General features: G+C 63.2%; 23 protein-coding genes and 1 pseudogene. 7 read left to right on the top strand and 17 right to left on the bottom strand.

Translation table 11 applies throughout. The annotated features are described in order from the left end of the window. Positions 1-22: 22 nt before the first annotated feature. Genes VOM14_RS00540 through VOM14_RS00480 form a run of 13 tightly spaced genes read right to left on the bottom strand, consistent with a single transcriptional unit; the run spans position 23 to position 11,998 of the window. Positions 23-1,288, bottom strand: coding sequence for an NAD(P)/FAD-dependent oxidoreductase (locus tag VOM14_RS00540; RefSeq protein WP_327626714.1), 1,266 nt, complete (start codon positions 1,286-1,288; stop codon positions 23-25). Next, on the bottom strand, positions 1,281-2,246 hold the full coding sequence (locus VOM14_RS00535) for a VOC family protein (protein ID WP_327626713.1): 966 nt from the start codon (positions 2,244-2,246) through the stop codon (positions 1,281-1,283). Before VOM14_RS00535 ends, VOM14_RS00540 begins: the two co-directional genes overlap by 8 nt. A gap of 17 nt (positions 2,247-2,263) precedes the next feature. Beyond that, positions 2,264-3,769, bottom strand: coding sequence for an aldehyde dehydrogenase (locus VOM14_RS00530; RefSeq protein WP_327627381.1), 1,506 nt, complete (start codon positions 3,767-3,769; stop codon positions 2,264-2,266). Between the two features lie 43 nt (positions 3,770-3,812). Next, positions 3,813-4,643 carry an aspartate dehydrogenase gene (locus tag VOM14_RS00525; RefSeq protein ID WP_327626712.1) on the bottom strand — a complete coding sequence of 277 codons (831 nt, stop codon included), beginning with the start codon at positions 4,641-4,643 and terminating at the stop codon, positions 3,813-3,815. Continuing rightward, entirely contained in the window at positions 4,636-6,294 is a 1,659-nt protein-coding gene (locus VOM14_RS00520; RefSeq protein WP_327626711.1) for a thiamine pyrophosphate-binding protein, read from the bottom strand. Before VOM14_RS00520 ends, VOM14_RS00525 begins: the two co-directional genes overlap by 8 nt. Continuing rightward, on the bottom strand, positions 6,287-7,096 hold the full coding sequence (locus VOM14_RS00515; protein ID WP_327626710.1) for an SDR family oxidoreductase: 810 nt from the start codon (positions 7,094-7,096) through the stop codon (positions 6,287-6,289). Before VOM14_RS00515 ends, VOM14_RS00520 begins: the two co-directional genes overlap by 8 nt. Continuing rightward, positions 7,093-7,977, bottom strand: coding sequence for an IclR family transcriptional regulator (locus VOM14_RS00510; RefSeq protein ID WP_327626709.1), 885 nt, complete (start codon positions 7,975-7,977; stop codon positions 7,093-7,095). Before VOM14_RS00510 ends, VOM14_RS00515 begins: the two co-directional genes overlap by 4 nt. Then, a complete protein-coding gene (locus VOM14_RS00505) occupies positions 7,978-8,877 on the bottom strand; it encodes an alpha/beta fold hydrolase (protein ID WP_327626708.1) in 900 nt (299 codons plus the stop codon). 42 nt (positions 8,878-8,919) lie between these two features. Next, a complete protein-coding gene (locus VOM14_RS00500) occupies positions 8,920-9,447 on the bottom strand; it encodes a cupin domain-containing protein (protein WP_327626707.1) in 528 nt (175 codons plus the stop codon). A 26-nt stretch (positions 9,448-9,473) separates the two neighbouring features. Further along, entirely contained in the window at positions 9,474-10,235 is a 762-nt protein-coding gene (locus tag VOM14_RS00495) for an SDR family oxidoreductase (protein ID WP_327626706.1), read from the bottom strand. Continuing rightward, entirely contained in the window at positions 10,228-11,322 is a 1,095-nt protein-coding gene (locus VOM14_RS00490; RefSeq protein ID WP_327626705.1) for an aromatic ring-hydroxylating dioxygenase subunit alpha, read from the bottom strand. Before VOM14_RS00490 ends, VOM14_RS00495 begins: the two co-directional genes overlap by 8 nt. A 48-nt stretch (positions 11,323-11,370) precedes the next feature. Beyond that, positions 11,371-11,682: a recombinase-like helix-turn-helix domain-containing protein gene (locus VOM14_RS00485; protein WP_327626704.1), complete on the bottom strand. Its 312-nt coding sequence runs from the start codon at positions 11,680-11,682 to the stop codon at positions 11,371-11,373. A 1-nt stretch (position 11,683) separates the two neighbouring features. Then, entirely contained in the window at positions 11,684-11,998 is a 315-nt protein-coding gene (locus tag VOM14_RS00480; protein WP_327626703.1) for a non-heme iron oxygenase ferredoxin subunit, read from the bottom strand. Between the two features lie 441 nt (positions 11,999-12,439). Here VOM14_RS00480 and VOM14_RS00475 point away from each other — a divergent pair, with 441 nt between their 5' ends. Beyond that, complete coding sequence (locus VOM14_RS00475; protein WP_327626702.1) at positions 12,440-13,513, top strand: porin; 1,074 nt, start codon at positions 12,440-12,442, stop codon at positions 13,511-13,513. Between the two features lie 28 nt (positions 13,514-13,541). On the opposite strand, the gene VOM14_RS00470 is transcribed toward VOM14_RS00475, so the two are convergent. After that, complete coding sequence (locus VOM14_RS00470; RefSeq protein WP_327626701.1) at positions 13,542-14,528, bottom strand: IclR family transcriptional regulator; 987 nt, start codon at positions 14,526-14,528, stop codon at positions 13,542-13,544. Between the two features lie 139 nt (positions 14,529-14,667). Between VOM14_RS00470 and VOM14_RS00465 the strand changes: the two genes are divergently transcribed. Both VOM14_RS00465 and VOM14_RS00460 read left to right on the top strand, forming a co-directional pair. Then, a complete protein-coding gene (locus VOM14_RS00465) occupies positions 14,668-14,955 on the top strand; it encodes a hypothetical protein (RefSeq protein WP_327626700.1) in 288 nt (95 codons plus the stop codon). Between the two features lie 125 nt (positions 14,956-15,080). Further along, the gene (locus VOM14_RS00460; protein ID WP_327626699.1) at positions 15,081-16,790 is read left to right on the top strand and encodes an acid phosphatase; all 1,710 of its coding nucleotides are present in this window, start codon (positions 15,081-15,083) and stop codon (positions 16,788-16,790) included. A gap of 24 nt (positions 16,791-16,814) precedes the next feature. Here VOM14_RS00460 and VOM14_RS00455 read toward each other — a convergent pair whose 3' ends face one another. After that, positions 16,815-17,489: a DUF4410 domain-containing protein gene (locus VOM14_RS00455; protein ID WP_327626698.1), complete on the bottom strand. Its 675-nt coding sequence runs from the start codon at positions 17,487-17,489 to the stop codon at positions 16,815-16,817. A gap of 207 nt (positions 17,490-17,696) precedes the next feature. Between VOM14_RS00455 and VOM14_RS00450 the strand changes: the two genes are divergently transcribed. Next, positions 17,697-18,056 carry a DUF3564 domain-containing protein gene (locus tag VOM14_RS00450; RefSeq protein WP_327626697.1) on the top strand — a complete coding sequence of 120 codons (360 nt, stop codon included), beginning with the start codon at positions 17,697-17,699 and terminating at the stop codon, positions 18,054-18,056. Positions 18,057-18,288: 232 nt separating this feature from the next. Here the strand turns inward: VOM14_RS00450 and VOM14_RS00445 are convergent, their stop codons facing one another. After that, positions 18,289-19,827, bottom strand: coding sequence for a DUF1254 domain-containing protein (locus VOM14_RS00445; RefSeq protein ID WP_327626696.1), 1,539 nt, complete (start codon positions 19,825-19,827; stop codon positions 18,289-18,291). 95 nt (positions 19,828-19,922) lie between these two features. On the opposite strand from VOM14_RS00445, the gene VOM14_RS00440 reads away from it, so the two are divergent. The 3 genes from VOM14_RS00440 to VOM14_RS00430 all read left to right on the top strand — a co-directional run bounded on the left by VOM14_RS00440 (position 19,923) and on the right by VOM14_RS00430 (position 21,524). Beyond that, complete coding sequence (locus VOM14_RS00440; RefSeq protein WP_327626695.1) at positions 19,923-20,672, top strand: DNA/RNA non-specific endonuclease; 750 nt, start codon at positions 19,923-19,925, stop codon at positions 20,670-20,672. Next, complete coding sequence (locus tag VOM14_RS00435; RefSeq protein WP_327626694.1) at positions 20,665-20,925, top strand: hypothetical protein; 261 nt, start codon at positions 20,665-20,667, stop codon at positions 20,923-20,925. Before VOM14_RS00440 ends, VOM14_RS00435 begins: the two co-directional genes overlap by 8 nt. 215 nt (positions 20,926-21,140) lie before the next feature. Next, positions 21,141-21,524, top strand: a complete 384-nt coding sequence (locus tag VOM14_RS00430) for a hypothetical protein (RefSeq protein ID WP_327626693.1) — start codon at positions 21,141-21,143, stop codon at positions 21,522-21,524. A 120-nt stretch (positions 21,525-21,644) separates the two neighbouring features. Here the strand turns inward: VOM14_RS00430 and VOM14_RS00425 are convergent. Beyond that, positions 21,645-22,323: pseudogene (locus VOM14_RS00425) on the bottom strand (Crp/Fnr family transcriptional regulator). Positions 22,324-22,340 lie beyond the last annotated feature (17 nt).

Genomic DNA, 22,340 nt, shown 5'->3' with positions numbered 1-22,340 from the left:
GTGGTGCCGTCCGTATATGTGGTTAGGCAAGCGCCGTCGAGGCGTCGGTCAGTGTGGCAAGGTCGATAATCCGGCCTTGATTCATCCACTTTCGCGAGAGCTTCAGTTCGCGCGGAGTGTTGATGGCGATCACGCCGCGAATCGCGCCGTCTTCCAGATGGAAAAGCGTCGCGCGCCTGGCCGCCAGATTGCCGCGCACCGCAAGCTGTGCATCGGCGGGAATGTCGCCGAGAATCTGCAGATTGACGTCGTACTGATCGGACCAGAACCACGGAATGTCCGCGTACGGCTCGAAGTTGCCGAGCAGCGCCTTCGCGGCGCCAATGGCCTGGTTCTGCGCGTTGGCCCACGATTCGAGGCGCACGCGACGCTTGAGCCACGCACTCGGATGATTCGCCACGTCGCCGCACGCGAAAATGCGCGGATCGTCGGTCGCGCCGAAATGATCGACCACGATGCCGTCTTCCACCTTCACGCCCGCCGCTTCGGCCAACGCCGTGTGCGGCGCGAGACCGATGCCGGCCACGGCGAAATCGGCGTCGAGCGTCGAGCCGTCCGCGAATGTCGCGCGAATACGGTTCGCATCGTTCGGATGATCTTCGAGCTTCGTGAGCGACGCGCGAAGACGCACATCCACCCCATTCGCGCGATGCAACTCCAGCAGGAAGTTCGACACCAGCGGCGGCAACGAGCGCGCGCACAGCCGCGGCGCGCCTTCCACCACGGTGGCATTCACGCCGATCTTGCGCGCCGTCGCCGCGACTTCGAGACCGATCCATCCGCCGCCCACCACCAGCACGCGCTTGCTCGCGCGCAGCCGTTCGCCGAGCGCGACGGCTTCGTCGAGCGTGCGCAGATACGCTATGTTCGAGGTCTTCACAAGCGCGTCGGGCAAGCGTCGCGCCGCGCCGCCGGTCGCGATCACGAGCCGGTCGTATTGCACTTCGCGGCCCGCTTGCGTGCGCACGACGCGCGCTTCGCGATCGATCGACGTCGCGCGATCCGGCTGCCACGCTTCGATGTTCAGCGCGTCGAAATCGTCCGGCGTCACGAGACGCACGGTGTCGATGTCCGCTTCGCCGGACAGCACCGCCTTCGAGAGCGGCGGCCGCTCGTAGGGCAGATGCACTTCGTCGGCGATCATCACGAGGCGGCCGTCGAAGCCTTCCTTGCGCAGCGTCTTCACGACCCAGCCCGCCGCCTGACCGCCGCCGATCACGACGATGGTGCGCGGCGCTTCGAGTTGGGCATGCGCGGCTTGCGCCTTTGCAGTAGCAGCGTCAGTCATTTTTACGCTCCGTCATGAACTTGCCTTCGGGCGCCTTCGCGTTTTTCTGGCGACGGGTGTTGCCGTCGATGCCGCCGTCGATCGCCCATTCGGCGAACACGGTCGGGCCGGGTTCGAAATCGCGCGGTTGCCAGTCGGGCGTGAGTTGGTCTTCGTCGGCGTAGTACTCGATCAGGCCGCCCGCCGGATTCTGGAAGTACCAGAAGTACGCCGACGACACCGGATGGCGTCCCGGCCCAAGCTGCGTATCCCAACCACAGCGGCTGATATGCATGCCGCCGCCGAACACTTCGTGGATGTCGCGCACGGTGAACGCGACGTGATTCAAACCGCGCTTGCCGTTGGGCAGCGCGAGCAGAAAAATGTCGTGATGGCCGCCGTGCGGCGCGCAACGCATGAAAGCGCCGCGGCCCGGATAGCGGTCCGACATTTCGAAGCCGAGCAGTTCCTGGTAGAACTTTTCCTGCTCGGCGAGCTGGTTCGTGAAGAACACGACGTGGCCCACTTCAACCGGCTCGGCGCGTTCATAGATCGGCGACGGCTGATCCACGCGCAGCGTCTGGCCCCACACGTTCGACGGCGAACCGTGAATGTCGAGCGCACGCTTGCGCGTCACTTCCACGCGAATCGCCATGCCGTTCGGGTCGATGCAGCCCACTGCGTCGGCGGTTTCGAAATGACCCGGCTGACCGGCGAAGCGGCCGCGCAGTTCGTCCAGCTCGGCCTTCGTCGCCACGCCCCAGGTCACTTCGCGCAGCGTCGGGCCTTCTTCGAACGCGGGCGGCAACGACGGGTCGTTTGCATCGACGGCGAGAATCGTGCAGCCGTTCAGCGTTTCGAAGCGCGCGTGCGTCTCGTCGTGCGCGGTCTCTTTCAGGCCCCAGTCCGCGAAAAAGCGGCGGCAGGCGGCGAGATCCGTCACGCCGTAGATAATCTGTTCAATGCCGAGAATCGTCATAACGTGCCTCTTGCGTATCAGTTCGTTCGAGGCGCACTAGCCCATGCGAGCGGCGCCTCGTTCAAGCCCCAGTACAGACTCTTTTGCTGCATGTATTCGCGGATGCCGAGGCGGCCCTTCTCGCGTCCCATGCCGCTTTCCTTCCAGCCGCTGAACGGCGTCGAAATCGAAAAGAGCTTGTAGGTGTTGATCCAGATGGTGCCGGCTTCGAGCGCGCGGGCAGTCCGATAAGCGCGCTTGTAGTCGCGCGTCCAGATGCCGGCGGCGAGGCCGAACACACTGTTGTTCGCCTGTTGCAGCAGCGAGGCTTCGTCGTCGAAGGGCATGGCCACCAGCACCGGCCCGAAGATTTCTTCCTGGCAGATGCGTGCGTCGTTCGTGAGGCCGTCGAGAATCGTCGGCTGAAAATAGGTGCCTTCCTCGCGGCCGTCGCCGACGGGGCGCTCGCCGCCGCACAGCAGCCGTCCGCCTTCTTCAAGACCGAGCGCCACATAACGTTCGACGGTTTCGCGATGCGCCTGCGTGATGAGCGGACCCATCTGCGTGTCGGCGCGCGACGGATCGCCGACACGCAAGCGACGCGCGCCTTCGACGAGACGCTGCATGAACGCGTCATAAATGGCGCGCTGCACGAAGAGCCGCGAGCCCGCAATGCACGCCTCGCCCGACGAACTGAAGATGCCGTACAGCACGCCGTTCACCGCGTGATCGAGATCGGCGTCGTCAAAGACAATGGTAGGCGACTTGCCGCCGAGTTCCAGCGACACCGGCATCAGCTTGTCAGCCGCGATGCGCGCGATGCCGCGGCCCACTTCGGTGCCGCCGGTGAACGACACTTTCTTTACGAGCGGATGACGCACGAGCACGTCGCCGATCACCGAGCCCTTGCCCGGCAACACGCTGAGCACGCCCTTCGGCACACCGGCTTCCTCGCAGATGCGCGCCAGCGCGAGCGACACCAGCGGCGTCACTTCCGCGGGTTTCAACACGACCGCGTTGCCGCCCGCGAGCGCGGGCGCGAGCTTTTGCGCGTCAGACGCAATCGGCGAATTCCACGGCGTAATCGCAGCGATCACGCCGATTGGTTCGTGGACGCTCATCGTCAGATAGTCGCCGCGCGAGGGCGTGACTTCTTCGTCGAGCGTTTCCAGGCAGGCCGCGAAATAGCGGAACGTGTTCGCGGCGCTCGCCACCAGCACGCGCGTCTCGCCGATCGGCTTGCCGTTGTCGCGGCGCTGCAATTGCGCGAGCGCTTCGTGACGCGCCATGATCAGATCGGCGATGCGGTACAGAATCAGCGCGCGCTGATGCGGCTTCAAACCCGACCAGTCCGCGCGGCGCCACGCAATGTCGGCGGCTTCAATCGCTTCGCGGGCGTCGTCGGCATTGGCGGTCGAGATTTCCATGTTGACCGACTGGTCCGCCGGATACAGGCTTTTGTACGGGTTGCCGCGTCCTTGCCGCCATTCGCCGCCGATAAAAATATCGCCGCTCGGCACAAGGCTGGTATCGAAGTGAGTCATGTCGGTCATTCCGGTTTGCTTCAGCTAATGGCTTGAATCGGCCTTAAATCACGCAGCGCGCCGCGCGATTGCGTAGCGCGCGAATCGCGCTGTACGCGGTCAGGGCAGACGTCTTCGGGTTGTCGGGCAACGGCTTGCCGCACATTTCCAGCGACATCTCGCCGAACGCGCCGCGCGCGAGAATGCGGTGCACGTTGCGCGTGACATTCGGATCGGCGATCAGCCGAACCGTCGTGTGATCGAGACCGAGACCGGCCAGAGCGATGGTCGCGGCCACGTTGGCGTTCTTCGGATAGAGACGCGCCGCCTCGCGCGCGCTGCCTTCGAAGATCACCTTCTCTTCCTTCAGCGTGTTCAGATCGCATACCTGTTCGGCGGGCGTGCCGAGCCAACCCGTGGGCGGTTTGCGGCCCGTGTACAGCACTTCGTCGAGACCGCCGAGCTTGGCCGCAGCCAATGCATCCACGCCGCCGATCGCGCCCGAGAGCAAGGTCAAGGTCGCGTCGCCTTCATCGGCGGCGGCGGACAAGGCGTCGAGCAACATCACGTCGGACAACGCACCGATCGACGCCACCGCGCAATCCGTGCCGGCCTTCAGCAACGGCACCACGTGATCGACGAGCGCGCTGTGTCCCGCGCATTCGAGCGCGAAATGCGGCTGGCTGCTCAATGCGGACACGGAAGTCACCACATCCACCGAGCCGCCGACCACCTCGCGCACCGAAGCCATGTGGCGCTCCGGCACGATCACGTGCGACACGCGCACCGCAGGATCGGCGGCGACCGAGCGATACACCGCCTGGCCGATCGCGCCGAAGCCGATCATCGCGACATCGACGGGTGCGTGATGGCCCGCGTAGCCCGCTTCATGCATGTTCCGGCTCCTGTTCCTTGACCGGCGGCCCCGCGAACGCGGTGGCGAACGAGCCGACCGCCAGCATGTCCACTTCGACCAGTACCGGACCCGACTTCGTCATGCCCTCGCGGATAATCGCGTCGGCCTGATCGAGCGACTTGATGCGGTAATGCGTGAGCTTCAGGCTTTCGCAGAACTGCGCGAAATCCGGCTGATGCAGATCGACGTAGCAGCGGCGGCCGCCGTACTGCGCGTCCTGAATGTTGCGGATCACGCCGTAGCACTGGTCGTTCATCAGCACGATCATCACGTTGGCGTTTTCCTGCACGGCTGTCGCGAGTTCGCCGACGTTGACCATCAAGCCGCCGTCGCCGACGAGACACACGGTCTTCGCCGCATTGCCCGCGAGCGCCGCGCCGATGCCCATCTGCATGCCCTGGCCGATGCCGCCGCCGAGTGCATGCACGCCCGCGCGCGGCGAGAAAATCTTCAGCATGCGGTTGCCCCACGTGCTGTTCGAGATCGTGACGTCGCGCACCCAGTTGTAGTCGCGGCCCACCGCGGCTTGCAGCGCATCGACGAGACGCTTGTACGGGCCGAGGCCCTTGCCCACCTCGGCGACCGCGCTTTCGCGCGCGGCGGCCAGATCCTGCTCGAAGGCCGGATCGATCTTCATGCGCCCTTCGAGCAGCGTCGCGAGTTCGTCGAGCACCGCCGATGCATCGCCGTGAATGAACATGTCGTTGCGATAGCCGCGGTTGTCCGCGAGCGCATCGGCGTCGATGCGATACAGCGGCTGCGGCAACGCGAGCTTGTACTTCAGCGTCTCATTGCCACGCAGACGCGAGCCCACGACCACCAATGCATCGCAAGTCTTGTAGAAACTTTCCACCGCCGGATGCACGTTGAACGCGCCGAGCGTCGCCGGATGATCTTCCGGCAGCACGCCGCGTCCCTGCACGCTCGTCACCACGCCGAAGCCCAGCGCGACGAGGCGCTCGACGGCGCTGCTCGCGTGACGCGTGCCCCCGCCAAGCCACAGGAGCGGGCGCTTCGCGTTCGCCAGTTGCTCGGCGAGCTGCGCGACGCGCCGGCTGCAATGCGTGAGCGTCGTGACGTGCGGCGCGGCGAGATCGCCCGGCCATTCGATTTCGGCGGCCTGAATGTCGATCGGAATTTCGACGCTCACCGGACCGCTCGGCGCGGTTTGCGCGACGCGCACGGCTTCGCGGATAGTCGGCAATGCGGTTTCGACGGAACGCACGCGATACGCGGCCTTCGAGATCGATGAGAGCATCGACAGTTGATCCGGCGCTTCGTGGATATACGCGAGGTCCTGATCGAGATACTCGGTTTCGATCTGACCCGTCACGTGCAGCAGCGCGGTGCCCGCCGTCAATGCTTCGACCATCGCGCCCGCCGCGTTGCCAGCGGCGGTGCCCGTGCTGGTGAACGCCACGCCGAGGCCGCCCGAAACTCGCGCGAGACCGTCGGCCATGTTGACCGCGCCGGCTTCGCCGCGCGCGCCGACATAGCGGATGTTGCCGCGGTTATGAATCGCGTCGAGGATCGGCATGTTGTGGATCGAGATCACGCCGAATGCGGTTTTCACGCCGCATTGCTCGAGAAAGGCGGCGATCAGCTCGCCAACGGTGGTTGTGTTAGACATGTCGTGCAACGCCTCCAGAAACATCGATATGACTGCCCGTCGTATAGGACGACAGCGTCGTAGCCAGATAAAAGAGCGCTTGAGCGGCCTCTTCGGGTTTGCCGAAGCGGCCCAGCGGAATGTTTTTCCTGCGCGCCAGTTCGGCGGTCCAGTCTTCCCAGCTCTGGCCCGGCTGCGCTTCCTTCGCGTAGCGGCGGCGCCATTGCCCCGATTCGACAATGCCGATCAGAATCGAATTGACACGAACGCGCTGCGGCGCGAGTTCCACCGCGAGCGACTTGATGAGGTTCTGCACGCCCGCGCGCGCCGACGACGTCGCCACCATGTGCGGCTCCGGTTGCAGCGCGAGCAGCGAGTTCACGCAGACCACCGCTGCATGGCCGGCCGCGCCCGCGGCCTCGCGCAGCATCGGCAGAAACGCGCGGGTCGGGCGGATCACGCTGAAATACTTCAAATCGAGTTCTTCGCGCCACGCTTCGTCCGACGTATCGGCGAAGGTCGACACGCGTCCCTGGCCCGCGTTGTTGATCAGCATGTCGGTGCGGCCGAAGCGCGCTTTCACCGCTTGCGCGAAAGCGTCGACGTCGCCGGCATCGAGCACGTTGCAGCGGCGCGCGAGCAGTTGCGCGTCCGGGAACTGCGCGTTCAGCTCGGCCTCGGCGTGCGCGAGACGCTCCATATCGCGGCCGCAAATCGCCACCGACGCGCCGGCTCGCAGAAACAGTCCGGCAGTCGCGAGGCCGATGCCGGACGAACCGCCCGTCACCACCGCCACCTGTCCGTTCAGATCGATTCGGATCATTTGAGTCCCAATGCCTTCATGTATTTGCTGCCCGCATTCGAACCGTTGCCGGGCCGGTAATTGAGCCGCTGCGACAGTTCGTCGGCTGCGCGGCGCACTTTGCCGACGAGGCCGCTGTCGAGCAGCGACGCGTCGATCTCGTGGCGCGGAATCGTGGTCGTGATCACGGCGACGATGCGCGCGGTGTCGTTGCGAACCGGCGCGCTGACCACCGAAATGCCGCGCTCGAACGACGACTCGCTGATCGCGAAGCCGCGCCGCGCGTCGTCGCGAATCCGTTCATACAGGTCGTCCACCGTGGCGGGCGTCTGCTTGGTGAAGCGCTCCAGTTCCGGCTCGGGATAGAGCTTCTTCAACTCGTCGAGCGTCATGTCGCCCATCAGCACCTGGCCGTGCGTGGTGGCATACGCGGGCAAGCGTGTGCCGACGTTGACCTTCACCGAACTGAAAATCGGCGCATGGCTTTGCGCCTTCGCGACGAACACGACATCGCGTCCATCGCGAATCACGATGTGCGTGGTCAGGCCCGTCTCATCGCGCAGTGCCTCGATGATCGGCAAGCCGAGGTCGGTCAACTCCAGCGAGCTGAGATATTCGAAACCGAGCCGCAGCACGGCGACGCCGAGGCGATAGTTGCGGTCTTTGTCGGCGCGCTCCAGGAAGCCGAGCGATTCGAGCGTTTGCAGCAGACGGAATACGGTTGTGCGCGGAATCTTCAGACGCCGGGACAATTCCGGCGCGCCGAGGACCGGCTCGCGCGGCGAGAATTCCGTGAGAATCTTCAGGCCGCGTTCGAGCCCCGGCACGCGATAACCCGATTCGCTGCCGCTCTCGTTGCGGTCGTCGTCCGCGTCGCGCTCATTGAGGGTATCGGGCGTCATTCATTGGCTCCGTTGTCCAGCGCTTGCGCGATAGAACGTGTCGAGGATCGCGGTGTACGCGGCGCCTGCTTCGATATAGCCGGCGTGTCCCGCGCGTGGCACGACTTGCAATTGAGTGTTCGCGGCGAGCGCGAGTCGCTCGCAGGCCGCGGGGGTCGTAATGGCGTCGTCCGCGCCGACCGCAATCTGGATGCGGCCCGTGTAGCGCGCGAGGTCCGCCGCGAGATCGGCATGGGCGAGCAGATGCGTCGCCTGCGCGTAGCCGTGCGGAATCACGCGCGACATGTTCCAGCGCACCCAGGCGCGCGCTTCGTCGCTCGCATTCGCGGACACCATATTGGCGCTGCGTTTTTCCGCGAGACCTTGCGGGCCGAGTTCGTTCAGCATCGCGAGGCGTTGATCGCGCTTCGTGTCGCGCACGTCGGCGCGGGCCGCGCCGTAGCCGCCGGCCGGCGACAACAGCAACAGTCCCGCTACGCGCTCCGGATGCATCACGGCAAACGCGCCGGCGATAATCGCGCCGAGCGAATGGCCCACCAACACGCAACGTTCGATGCCGAGCGCGTCGAGCCATTCGTTCAGAACGCCGGCGTAATCGCGCGCGGCGGGAGAAGCGGCGGCAACCGGAGTGGATGCGCCATAGCCGGGCGCATCCCACGCGAGCACGCGGCGGCTCGTGCCCAATGCTTCAAACTGCTGCACCCACGAAGCCGCGCCCGAACCGATGCCGTGCAGCAACACGAGCGGCAGTGCGTTGCTCGCGGCGTGAGCCACACTCGCGACTTCGCGATAGCTCAGCACGCGCTGCGATGCCAGCTCGACCTGCTGCGCAGGAAATCGCGCGAGGCGAGCTTCGAGCGAGGCGGTTTGATCGGCGGTAGCGGACGGGACTGCGGACATGATTTCCTTCGCTGATATGTTTCGGGATGCGAACAAACTGGCTTAGCGCTTGAGCTTCGCCAGCGGCGAATCCGGCGGATACGTCGGCGTGACAGGCTTCGGCGAACCGAGCATCACGCACATCAGCGCGTCTTCTTCGCCGACGTTGATTTCCGTGCGATACACGCCCGGCGGCACCGAGATCAGATCGCGCTCGCCGAGCGTGGCTTCCCACGTCTCGCCGTCTTTCTCGCAGATCACTTTCATCTTTCCGCGCAGCACGAAGAAAATTTCTTCGACGTCCATATGAATATGGCTCGGGCCGATGTTGCCGGCCGGAATCACCATCGTCGAGAACGTGAAGCCGCCTGCCGGCACCGTGTTCATGTCCTTCGCGACGCCCGTGCCGCCCGTGCCGACGTAACGCATTTGCGCGCGGCGGTATTGCGGGTCGTAGTCGGCCTGGAACTTCAGCGCGTCCCAGTCGTAGCGGCGCGTTTCCAGGCGCGCGACGCGGCTGTCCAGCCACTGGGCGAAGCTCGCGTCGTCGGGTTGGTCCCACGATTTGCGTTCGATTTCGGCGTCGGCCATTTCTTTCTCCTTTCGATTCGACAAGATCAATTCATCACGAAGCCGCCGTTCACCGGCAGCAATTGGCCAGTCACGAAGCGTGCGGCGTCGGACAACAGGAACAGCACGGGTCCGGTGACGTCCTCGGGCACCTGGGCGCGCGTGAGCGCGCGGCCTTGCAGGTAATACTGATGACGCTCGGCGGGCACGTAAGCGGTGGCCTCGACTTCGGTGAGACCCGGCGCGATGGCATTGACCGTGACCTGATGCGCACCGAATTCGCGCGCGAGCGAGCGCGTCATGGCGATCACCGCGCCCTTGCTCGCGACATACGCGAGCAGCTTCGGCGCGCCCCACATCGCGGTATCCGACGCGATGTTCACGATGCTGCCGCGCTCCGACTCGCGCAGATAAGGCAGCGCGGCCGTGCTCATGAGCCACGTGCCGCGCACGTTGACATTCATGACGGCGTCCCAGGTATCGACGGAAAGCTCGTCGGCAAACTTGCCGCCGGAGTTCGTGATCGCCGCGTTATTGATGAGCGCGTCGAGGCCGCCGAGTTGCGCCGCACCCTGCTCGGCAAACTGCCTGATGCTGTCCGGGCTGGCGAGATCCAGCGGCAGATAGCTCGCCGCATGACCTTCTTTGCTCAGCGATGCCGCGAGCGCGCGGCCTTCGTCATGCAGCACGTCGCCGAACACGACGCGCGCGCCGGCTTGCACTAACACGCGGACGAACGCCGCGCCGAGGCCGCGCGCACCGCCCGTCACGAGGACGCGCCGGCCATTGAGCGCTGCGTCGTTATGCATGGCTGTGGCCTGCCGCTTCGGTTTGCGCGGCGCCTGCTTCACCGGCTTGCGCGCGATGCGCGTCCAGCGAGGCGAAATCCTGTTGCGCGCGCTGACGCAGCATGCGGCGCACACGCGTCATGCCGACGTCGTGCTGATAGAGGAATTCGTGTTCGCGCGCGTTCGGCGCCATGCTTTCGAGCACGTAGCGGTCTTGCTCCAGCACGGCCCAATGCAGACCTTCCAGGCGATTGCGATACATGAAGCGCCATGCGTCGCGTTGCCAGCCTTGCACCTTGCGCGTGCGCCAGAAGTACACCTGGCAGTTGTCTTCGTCGACGGGAACCGCGAAGCCGATGATCCCGAAGTTGCCGCCCGGACCGAACTTCTTCTTGTACGGAATTGCGAGACGCATCCACAGGCAGCCGGTTTCGCCGAGTTCGACCCAGTCGAAGTTCACGTCGCGCTGGCCGACCTTTTCGAACATCAGGCCGCTTTCGGTTTTGCGCACACGCATGTCGGCCTGCTTGTCGCCTTCGGCCATCGAGTGCGAAGTGGCGTGCAGATACGCGCCGTGCATCGGGTCCATCACGTTGTCGATCGCGTACTGGTAATTGCACTTCCAGTTCGACAGACACAGGAAGCTCGCGTAATCCTCGCCGACCAGCTCTTCCGGCAGCTTGAGCGGCGTGGGTTCGCGGTGCGCTTCGTCGCCGAACCACAGGAACACCGCGCCCGCATGTTCTTCGACCGGATACGACTTCACGCACTTGGTCCCTTCGAGCGGACAGTTCGACACAGCCGGCACTTTCGTGACCGTGCCGCCGCCGTTGACTTCAATGCCGTGATACCAGCACGCAAGGCTGCCGCCGAGGTTCCAGCCGAGCGACAGACGCGCGCCGCGATGCGGGCAGCGGTCTTCGAGCGCGTGGACGTGGCCTTCCTTGTCGCGCCACAGCACGATCTGATCGCCGAGGCGCGTAATGCCGACCGGCGCGTCGCCGACTTGCCAGCTCGGCGCGACGGGATACCAGTAGTTGCGCAGGCCGCGATCCAGATACGACTGGACCGGATCGGCCGCGCGTTGACTTGTAGTGGGGGACGTCATGAGAAGACTCCGGATGCGGATGCGATGAACGTGTTCGGAAAAGCGCGCTTATTCGGCGAGCAGGCGAAATTCGGCGGCGAGGCGATCGGCGTTCCATGCATTGCCTTCCGGCGTGCGAAAGCCAAGGCGATTCAAACCGTCGACGACTTCCTGCAACTCCGCCGCGCCCGCTTCGAAAACCTGTTCCAGCGCATCGCCGAAGTCGTTCTCGTATTGCGTCGGCTCCGCCTTGCGCGTTTGCCAGATGAAGTTCTCCGTTTCGCCCGGCTTTTCGATCACGCCCTTGCCGGCGACGTTGTTCGGCTGCGGCGCGAGCCACGGCTTCAGGAAGGGATTGAAGTTCACGGCGACCTCTCGCATGTCATTCCACCTTGATCTGGATTTCTTCGCCGGCGAGACGCACTGAATACACCTTCAGGTCGCGGCCGCCGGGCTCTTTGAGGCATTTGCCCGTCGGGATATGGAACACGGCTTCGTGCAGCGGGCACTCGACGGTGTCGCCGTCGACAAAGCCTTGCGTCAGCAACGCGTACGCGTGGGGGCAGACGTTTTCCAGCGCATACAACGCATCGCCCACCTTGTAGATGCCGATTTCCGTACCGTCGAGCTTGAACTCGATCGGCGCGTCTTCGGACAGATCGCCAGCATGGCCGGCGCAGCGCCATTGTTCAGTCATTTCTCGCGTTCTCCTGAAGCTTTATGTTCCATATAAGGAACATCAGTTCGTGTATGGATAATTATAGGAGTGCCCTTGACCCGAGAAAACAAAAATGTGAGGCGTTAGGGGAAAACACCGACTGTGGTGCTCGCGACACGGCATCCGGCGTATAGGAGAAGGCGCTTCTGCGGGCCGCAAGCCTTTGTGCGGCGGGGTTTTCAGCGCGAAGACGCGCTGCGGCGCCGAGAGCGTATGCGGGTTTGTACGGACACCGAAAATTTATTTTGACCGCGTCGGGAGTCACTATACTTTTCCATAGGCGATACAAACGCCCATAGGTGGAACATAAAGCGGTGTGGTTTTGGCGCGGGAACCCAAAGCCGCATCAACCCCAAAGCAAAGGATCAGGGACGACGAAATCGGCGAAGGCCATCCGTCGTGTGATCAGGAGAACCAACGGTGAAGCACATCATTGCAGCCGGCTTGACGGCAGCCTGCTTGACGACAGGCGCATGGGCGCAGAGCAGCGTCACGCTGTACGGCAGCCTGGACGCCGGCATCGCGTACATCAGCAACGCGGGCGGCCACGCGAAGTGGATCGAGGAACAGGGCAACATGCAGCCGGATCGCTGGGGTCTGAAAGGTGTGGAAGATCTCGGCGGCGGGCTGAAGACGATCTTCCAGCTCGAAAGCGGCTTCTACACGAACACGGGCGCGTTTGCAAAGCCGGGCGTGCTGTTCAACCGCCAGGCATTCGTCGGTCTAAGCTCGGACAAGATCGGCACGCTGACGTTGGGCCATCAGACGCCGTTCAGCTTCGACGTGCTGGGGCCGTTCAGCACCGCCTATCTCGCCGCGAGCTGGTACGCGTTCCATCCCGGCAATATCGACGAACTCGCCGACACCGGCGTCGTGCCGTTCGACAACTCGGTGAAGTTCCGTTCCGCGAGCTTCAACGGCTTCTCGGTCGGCGCGATGATGGGCCTCGGCAACACGACCAACTTCTCGACCGGCAAGACGCTGAGCTTTGCGCTGAGCTATGCGAACGGTCCGTTCAAGGCAGGCGCGACGTACGCGAACGAGCACAACCGCACGCCGTCGATCGTGACGACGGGCATCACGACGTTCCAGGGCGTGGCGTCGGCCAACTACGCGGCGGACAAGGTGCAGAACATGGGCGCGGGCGCGTCATACCAGTTCGGCAAGCTGCTCGTGCATGGTCTGTACACACGCGTGAAGCTGGAGTCGGCGGGACATTCGGACACGTACCAGAGCTACGACGTAGGCGCGAATTATCAATTCACGCCATTCAACAGCGTGTCGGGCGGCGCCGCGACCACGACACTGGCCGGGCATCGCTGGACGCAGTTCGAAATCGGCGACATTTACGCGTTGTCGAAGTCGACCCAGTTGTATGTCAACGCGCTGTACGAGCGCGCGGGTTCGAACACCGACGCCGCGTTTTTCACGGCAGGCGTGTCGAGTGGCCGGAACCAGACGATTCTCCTGACCGGCATTCACCACTCGTTCTGAGTTGCAGTTGATTGCAGTTGAAGTGGCTTCAGCTCGCCGCGACCGGCTTGCGGCGAGCTTGTAGTGCTGTGGGTTCGTCCGCGCGCGGCCGATGGCCGAGGCGCTCGGACAATTCCAGCGCCGCCTGGCAAACGGCGGTGACGAGCGGCTCGCGCTCCCCGGTTTCGCCGAGATCCGAACGCGGAATCGTGACCGTCAACGCGGCTGCGATTTTGCCGCTTTGGTCGCGCACGGGCGCGCTCACCACGGAAATCCCGCGCTCGAACGACGCCTCGCTCAATGCATAGCCGAGCGCCGCGCTTTCGCGCACTCTTCCATACAGCTCTTCGACGGTGGCAGGCGTGCGCTCGGTGAAACGCTCGAGTTGCGGCTCGGGATACAACTGACGCAACTCGTCGAAAGTCAGATCGCCCATCAGCACCTGGCCATGCACCGTGGCATGCGCGGGCAAACGCGTGCCAACGTGCACCTTCACCGAACTGAACATCGGCTCATGGGTTTGCGCTTTGGCGACGAACACCACGTCGCGCTGATCGCGAATCAGCAGATGCGAACTCAGGCCGGTGACGTCGCGCAGGCGTTCGAGAATCGGCGTACCGACGTCAGTCAATTCCAGCGAATTCAGGTATTCGAAACCGAGCCGCAACACCGCGACGCTCAAGCGGAAATAGCGGTCGCCGTTGACGCGTTCGAGAAAGCCAAGCGCTTCGAGCGTTTGCAATAAACGGAAGGTCGTGGTGCGCGGAATGCCGATGCGTTTCGACAATTCGGGCGCGCCGAGCATCGGCTCGCGCGCACTGAATTCCGCCAGAATGCGCAGCCCGCGTTCGAGACCCGGCACGAGATAGGTCGAGCCGCCGGCGCTGTCTTCGTCGGCGGTCATCGCGGCCGGATTGGAGTGGGTCGAAGCGGCGCCGCCGGGTTGCGCCGACGACACCGCGTCGTCATGCAAAGCCGACGCAGCGCGTGGTTTCGTCTGCTTGCGTCCCGCTCCTGTCTGCTCTTCTTTTGCCATCTTGGCTGCCGTTTTCTGCTATTCATCGAGGTCAGACCCGCATGATAGCGTCTTTGCGGTGCTATGCTTTGATGCGGTCCGCCGCGCGAGGCCTCGTTGCGTGGCCTGCGTTCCGCCCAAGCCTCCGGAGGCCTCGCTCATGTCCCATTCCGTGCAGATTCAGGTTGCCGACTCGCACCTTTATCCGGGGTGCGCGGTGCACATAGCGCACTTACCGGAGCCGGCGCGGGCGGCCGCCGCGATCGTCGAATTCGCGGACGGCTCCGGTGCTCACGCCATGTGCCATTTGCGGGCGCATGACGAACTCGAATTGAACGTCGACGGTTATGCGACGCAAAAGCGCCACCCGGTCAACGCGAGGCATTGGCTGCTGCTGGCCGTCGATGCCACGCACAACAGTTGGCGCGTGAAGCGCCGGCTGCCATAGCGGCAAGCGCCGCATCGCGGTCAGTTGTAGTTCACGCCGTAGTTCAGTTGTACATTCAGCCGAATCGAAGTTTTCGCCGGCGCGAGCGCGCCGCCCCGAGCCCACGCACACTTCGGAACTGACCCATGACCGACGACGACTCCTCCCTGCCGCCGAACGCCGATAGCGCGGACCACGCCGCCACCGCCGCGGACGATCCTCAGAATCCCGACCGCCGCCGTGTACTCACCGGCATCGCGGCGGTCGGCATCAGTCTCGCGCTGTCCGGCTGCAAGACCGACCAGGCGGCAAGCACGGGCGCACCGCGCAGCGCCGCCGACTTGCGGCTCGATGCCGCGCTGCACGATCAGGTCAAGCACATCGTGGTGATCTACGCGGAGAACCGCAGCTTCGCGAACCTGTACGGCAATTTTCCGGGCGTCCAGCATCCGCTCGATGCCGTCAGCGCCGAGCGCTATCTGCAACTTGACCGTGACGGCAAAACGCCGCTGCCGCGCTTGCCGGCGATCTGGGGCGGCCTCGTGCCGCAAGCGCAGGAAGTGGACGGCAAGCGCTACATGATCGGCCAGAAGGACCTCGGCAATCTGCGCAACGGCCCTTTTCACCTCACCGATGCGCACGGCGCGCCGCTGCCCACGGGCGTGATCACGCGCGATCTCGTGCATCGCTTTTATCAGAACCAGATGCAGATCAACGCCGGGCGCAACAACCAGTTCGCCGCGTGGGGCGATTCCGGCGGCCTCGTGATGGGGCATTACCGCAATTCCGCCGACACGCTGAAGCTCTGGAGCCTCGCGCAGCAGTACACGCTATGCGATAACTTTTTCATGGCCGCGTTCGGCGGCTCGTGGCTGAACCACATCTTTCTGATATCGGCACAGGCGCCGTTCTATCCCGACATACACAACAGCCCGGTGAAGAAAATGGTGTCGGTGGTGGAAGGCGACGATCCGACCGGCGCGCGGCTGAAGCTCGCGGCGGACTCGCCGGCATCCGCGCTCGGAGGCCCGCCGAAATTCGTCAACGACGGCGCATTCACCGCCGACGGCTATGCCGTCAACACGATGGCGCCCCCGTATCAGCCGAGCAATGTGCGGCCGGCCGAAGGCGGCGACCCGGCATGGGCCGATCCGTCGAATCCGCGCGTGCTGCCGCCGCAAAAATACGCGACGATCGGCGACCGTCTAGCGGAAAAAGGCGTGGACTGGGCGTGGTACAGCGGCGCGTGGCAATACGCGTTGGAGCATCAGGACACGGGCGCGGTGCCCGACTTCCAGTATCACCATCAGCCCTTCAACTATTTCGCCAACTACGCGCCGGGCACCGCGGCGCGGCGCAAATATCTGCGCGATGCGGGCCTCGGCAACGACGCCTCGACCAACCGGCTGATCGCGGACATCGACGCCGGGCGCTTGCCCGCGGTGACGTTCTACAAGCCCGAGGGCGATCTGAACATGCACGCCGGTTACGCGGACGTCGAATCCGGCGACCGCCACATCTCGAATGTGATCGGGCATATTCAGCGCGGCCCGCAGTGGGCGAACACGGTCGTGATCGTGACCGTCGACGAGAACGGCGGCTGGTGGGACCCGGTCGCGCCGCCAATGGGCGACCGCTGGGGTCCGGGATCGCGGATTCCGGCCCTCGTCATTTCACCGCTCGCGAAAAAGGGCTTCGTCGATCACACGGTGTACGACACGAATTCGATCCTGCGCCTGATCAGCCGCGTGCATGGACTCGCGCCGCTCGACGGCGTCGTGGCGCGCGACCGCGCATTCGCGAGCAATGGACTCGCGCCGCTCGGCGATCTGACCGCGCCACTGGACCTGGCCTGACGATCACCGGTCCTCGCAGCGAGGTCACTGCGCAGCGGCGTGAAGCCTCGCGATGACGGCGTCGGCAATCTGCTGGGCCGTTTTCTGGATCGTCTTTTTCTCGTCGCCGCGCGCCATCACGAACTTCGCGGCGATCACGTACGGATTCAGTTTGATGGCCGCGCCCGGCGTACGCTTGCCGCCCGCTTCCTCGACGGCATCGTAGAGCGGCGGCAGATTCGCGGACGCAAGACTGTCGCAGGAAACCGCGACCTGAATGTCGCTTCGACCCGCGCCGAGACCGACCATCGCGCGGCGCAGGCGATTGCCTTCATCGACGTCGAGGAACACGCCGCGCACTTGCCAACCCGACGCCGGCAACGATTGACCGGACGCGGCACGGCGCGCGTCGACACCGCCCTGGCGCAAGTCGGCGGTGAGCGCCTGCGCCATTTCGTCGACGATCTGCCTCGCGTGGTCTTGCGGATTCGCATCGCGCCCCAACGGTCCATGACCGCCCGGCAACAGCCCTCGCAGACGACGCGCGCGCTGACCGGGGCCGCTGTCCGGCGTGATGTCGGCTGCGTCCAGCTCGAAGTCCGATACATAAACGACCGGCGCCGGCGCGGCGAACGGCGCGGTATCCGCAGCAACACCCGGCGCGGGTGCCGCGCCAATGCATGCTGCAAGCACGACAAAACGCACAAATCGAGGCTGCATGGCACGTCTCCCGAGAACGCTGCGCGCACAACGAAAAGGCCATTTCACGCACACGATAACAGGGTCGATCACCGACGTCGTCAATGGCACACACGTGCGTTTCGCGCCTTCATTTGGCCCGCAAAAAAGTCATACCTTTGACTTGCATAACACGCGCCGCGACATAGACTGTTAAAGCAATTCTGCGCAAATTTCGACGGAACTGATATGCGCCTGACTATCCTTATTAACGGTTCCGATCCCACCGTCAGTCACGACTACGCTGTGTTATGGCTCGACACCGAAGAACACCGGTGGTCGAGAGAAGCGCATCAAGGGATCGATCTGCCCCCGTGGGGCGAATTACACGACCAGAACGGCGTGACAACACTCTGTGCACCCAGCACCGACGCGCCGCTGTGCACGCTGCGCGGACTGCACGTCGACCGTAAGCAAAGAGTCAGCGCCGCGCAAGGCGACGCTGCCTGGACCGCACTGCGCAACCGCACGCCGACGAGCGGCTTCTGGCGTTTGCAAGCAGTCGATCGTCAAAACGTACACGCGGAAAACAGCGTGTTCGGCAATTAATTCCGCGTCTTTTTCCAAAGGTCAAATCTGCCGGCGCGCGTGTCGATGCGACGCGCGCCGGATCAGTTCTGACCGCGCACCGGCACTGTGTGCGCGAGCGTACACACGCCCGTTCGGAAGACGCAGGAACTTAAGTCGTTCTTAAGTCTGTATGCGTAGAGTTGGAACTCCACGCATTCGGGTCGCTGCAAAGCGGCCCATTTTTTTTGCCCGCCATTTCGCTGCGCGCTGCTCATTGGACGGCCGCTTTCTCCACGTCCGGAAGCGTCCACTTCTTCTCGAAGAGTGCTTTTGTCGGCGCATAGAACCGGACCATCAATTCGAATTGCCGGCTTGGGTCGGTTGGAATCCAGTTGCTCTCCTTGCCCGCTGGCGCAGTCGGGCCGAAGTAAATATCGGCGGAGCCGTCCGCGTTCTTTTGCAGTTCGGGTGCCCGTGACGAGCGGCTGGCGCGCGGCATGTTCCGAATCAACGCGTGAGTTTGCCGGTCGTATGCGGTGACCGACCAGTACTGTTGAACCGGTACATTCGGCGGCACCGAGAGGCGATAGGTCTTGCTGCCGTCAAAAGCCTGGCCGTTTTTATCGTTGATGGAGATGAGATACATCTGCCCTACGCCGAGGCGTTTGATACCAATGTAGCCGAACGTGTAGATGAGCCCTCTTGCGTCGACGGGATATGAGTTCGGATCAGCGAAACCATCTTGCTGCGCCTTGATGAACTCGACCGACAACGCCGACGTCCAGTGGCTCGCCGGCGAGAAAAATGGCGACATGCTGGCCTCGTATTTCGCTTTCAGCCACTCACCCGCTTCATGCGCCGCGCTATCGAGTTGCTTTTTCATCGTGTCGTTCGGACTGAACGGCTTGCCCTTTTCAATCCCGAGCGATCTGAGCTGATCGATCATGATGCGGTCGCGCGGCAACCAGGGTTCGGTCTGCACTATCCGGTCGACATTGTTAAAGAAGCTGGCGTCGTAGCGAATCGTGGAGTCGAACATGACGTCTTTCGCATCGGTGAAAACGGTAGCCGGCGGCTTTGCCGCTTGCGACAGCGGGTACACCTGGATCGTCTTGCCGTAGGCGATGGCATTGGCGACGTCGGCATCACCATGACTGGCGAGATTCGAACGGATCAACGCATATCCACCGAACGTGTTGGATTGCAAAACGATGTATCCGCTCGGAACGGTGCCCTTGTAGTCCGGCGGCAATAGAAGATACTTTCCGCCCGCGCCCTTGTCTGCGCCCAACGGCCCCGCATCTTCCAGCGGCATCTGCCATATATCGACGATGTTGCCGTTCAAGGAGTTCTGCCCCCTCGCGGCGGGGATATCAAGAACGATTGGACCGTCTTTCGTGTTGAAGAACACCATGAAGTAAATGGTGTCGGGATTCGGCGTAAGCGTCTGATTGCGCCAGTCGACCGGGCGTCCCCAGTAAGCTATCTGGTTCTCCTTCCCACTCGTTTTGTTCAGCAACGCCTGGCGCATGAGATCGTAATTGACGGCGGACATGGCCCATATCACCGTCTCGAACGCACGAGCTTCGATCATACGATCAGCCGCATTGCCGGACGTGGGCGACTGACTGAACGCAGGCATCGCAATCAACGCGGTGAACCACCACGCCAAAATTTTTCTAAGCATATTTTTTCTCCACGCTCTGCACAGAACAAGCCTTTTTCGCTCAAATGATGTTGCAGGACCCGTGAACGAATTGCAAGCCGTAGGTGTTCGGCATTGCTGAACACCGGCTTTCCCGCAGGACACGACGTGGAACAGATCGCGTCCGCGGTCGTGTTTCTCTCGCTCGATGCCTGCGCACGCCGCTATACTTTGCGCCCCTTTCCAGAAGCTAACGACACATGAAGAAGTGGTTCGCCTGTCTGTTCGTTGCGATTGCGGCTCACGCAAACGCGGCACCCTCCTGCACCCAGTTCACACCGAATGCGCAATGGCCCGATCTGATCAATCAGAAGATGGCGCCGAAAACGCGCATGCTGTGCTATAGCGATTTCGCGGTCATGCATTCGGGCATCACGCATGGGCCGTTGTGGTCGGCGGAACATCTGACGCGCGATCATATTGAAGCCGCCAAAGAGATGGTGCGCACCAACAAGTTCTTCGAAGACGCGCGTCTGCCCGAAGGCGAAGGCGCGACGCTCGCCGACTACAAACGCAGCGGCTTCGACCGCGGGCACATGAGTCCCGCAGGCAATCGCTGGAATGAAGACGCGATGGCACAATCGTTTTCACTGGCGAACATCGTGCCGCAAAACCGCGAGAACAATCAGCGGCTGTGGGCGCGCATCGAAACGGCGGTGCGCAAAATCGCGGTGTCGTACGACGATACGTATGTCGTGACCGGTCCGATGTTCAACGGCCAGCAATTGCAGACTATCGGAGCCACGCGCGTGTTCGTCCCGACGCAATTATTCAAGGCCGTCTATGTGCCTTCGCGGAAACTCGCGTTTGCGGTGGTGGTCGACAATGTGTCCACGAATCGATACGACATCAGGACAATTCACGAACTCGAAGCAGCATCGGGCATTCGCTTTCCGGGCATTCCGGAGAACCTCAAAGATCAGCGACCGGGAGGACTCAAAGGTGTTTAAACCCTATTCAAACGACGACAACGTACTCAACATTCAAGGCGACGCGCTGACCGTGAGCAACGGAACGACGCGCGTGGTATTGAACGGAACGCTCGAGTTGACGCAAGATCAGCGCGGACTCAAAGCGGCGCTCGCACTGAAAGAAGCGGTGGACGCGATCGTCGCCGCGTTGCAAGCGCATCCTGGTTTGCCCGCCAAAATAAACGACGAACCCGACGCGAAACCGGGCGTCGCGCGGAATCCGTTTCAATAAGCTTCAAAGATTGTTAGAGCGTCGTTCAAGCTCAAGCCCAAGCGCGAGTGGCGAGTGGCCTGTTCAGCATTCCGATATGTTTCTGCGCAAGCGGCGCTGTTACGTTTTGTCACCAGAGCATCGTCAACTGCTGTCTTCCCGCTCGCGTTAAACCGGCAGCGCTGAACACTTTCAGCCGCAAAACAGGAATTCACCGGTTTAACAGGAGTCAAAACATGAAGACGCTTTTCGCCGCTCTCGCTTCCGCTCTCGTCGTGTCGACCGCATTTGCTCAAACGGCCGCACCGGCATCGGCACCGTCCGCAACCGTGCAGCCCGCGCAAACGCAGCCCGCCGGCCAGGCGAATCTGAAAGCCAGCACGGCCGTGCAAGCCGGCGCAACGGACGACAACGCCGCCACGGCGAAAGCGCCCTCGAAGACAACTGCGAAGTCGCACGTGAAGACGTCCGCCAAGCACACGGTCAAGAAGCACAAAACCGTGAAGAAGACGCCCGCTGATTCGAGCGCGGCGAAAGCGAAAACGGACAACGCGCAACAAGCCAACAACGCGCCCGCAAAAACCGACGGCGCAAAGACCGACACGACCAAAACGCAATAACACGTGTACGGTTTCGGCATGCACCGGCCGCATACGTTGCGAAGTAGAAGCAGATAATCGACGCCGGGCAATGCCGTTCAGGGAGGGCGAGTCGTATGACTCGCCTTTTTTTATGCGCGTTTAGCGAGCGAGGTCACTCAGCTTGCTCTCATCGACGATTTCGATTTCCGCGTAGCCGAGCCTCAACGCGCCCTGCGTTTCAAACTGCTTGAGCACCTGGTTGATGGTTTGCCGCGAGAGCGCCAGCATCATCGCGAGATCTTCCTGCGGCACGTTGATCACGCGCCGCAACGCGCCCGGCTCGCCATAACCGCGCGCCATCAGCAACAATCGACGCGCGACGCGTTGCGCGGCCGGCAGCAACGCGGCTTCTTCAATGGCATCGAAAGCGAGACGCAGTTTTTGCGTCAACAGCAAACCGAACGTGTGCCAATGCCCAGGCGTGCGTTCGAGCAGCGCGACCAGCGGCGCGCGCGGCACATGAAACAGGTCGGAATCGCGCTCGGCATACGCGTCATGTGTTCGCGGACGATTGTCGAACAGCGCGATCTCGCCGAACCAGTTCACCGGTTCGATCACGGCGAGCAACGCTTCCTTGCCGCTCGAACTCGCCGCGCCGATGCGCACGAGGCCGCCAAGCACACAATAGAGGCCGTCGTCGGAATCGCCGCGCGTGAAAAGACGCTCGCCTGCAACGAGCCGCTCGACTCGCCCAGCGTCGATTAACTGCGCCTGCAAGGCGGCCGGCGCTGCGCGAAAGCAACGCGGCAAGCTCAGTGGATGGAATCCTTGCGGTCATTGAAGCGCGCCTGTGCC

It is taken from the genome of Paraburkholderia sp. MPAMCS5 (assembly GCF_036016995.1).
Lineage (GTDB): Bacteria > Pseudomonadota > Gammaproteobacteria > Burkholderiales > Burkholderiaceae > Paraburkholderia.
The sequence above is the reverse complement of the archived record's forward strand: the minus strand, read 5'-3'. Positions and strand labels throughout refer to the sequence as shown.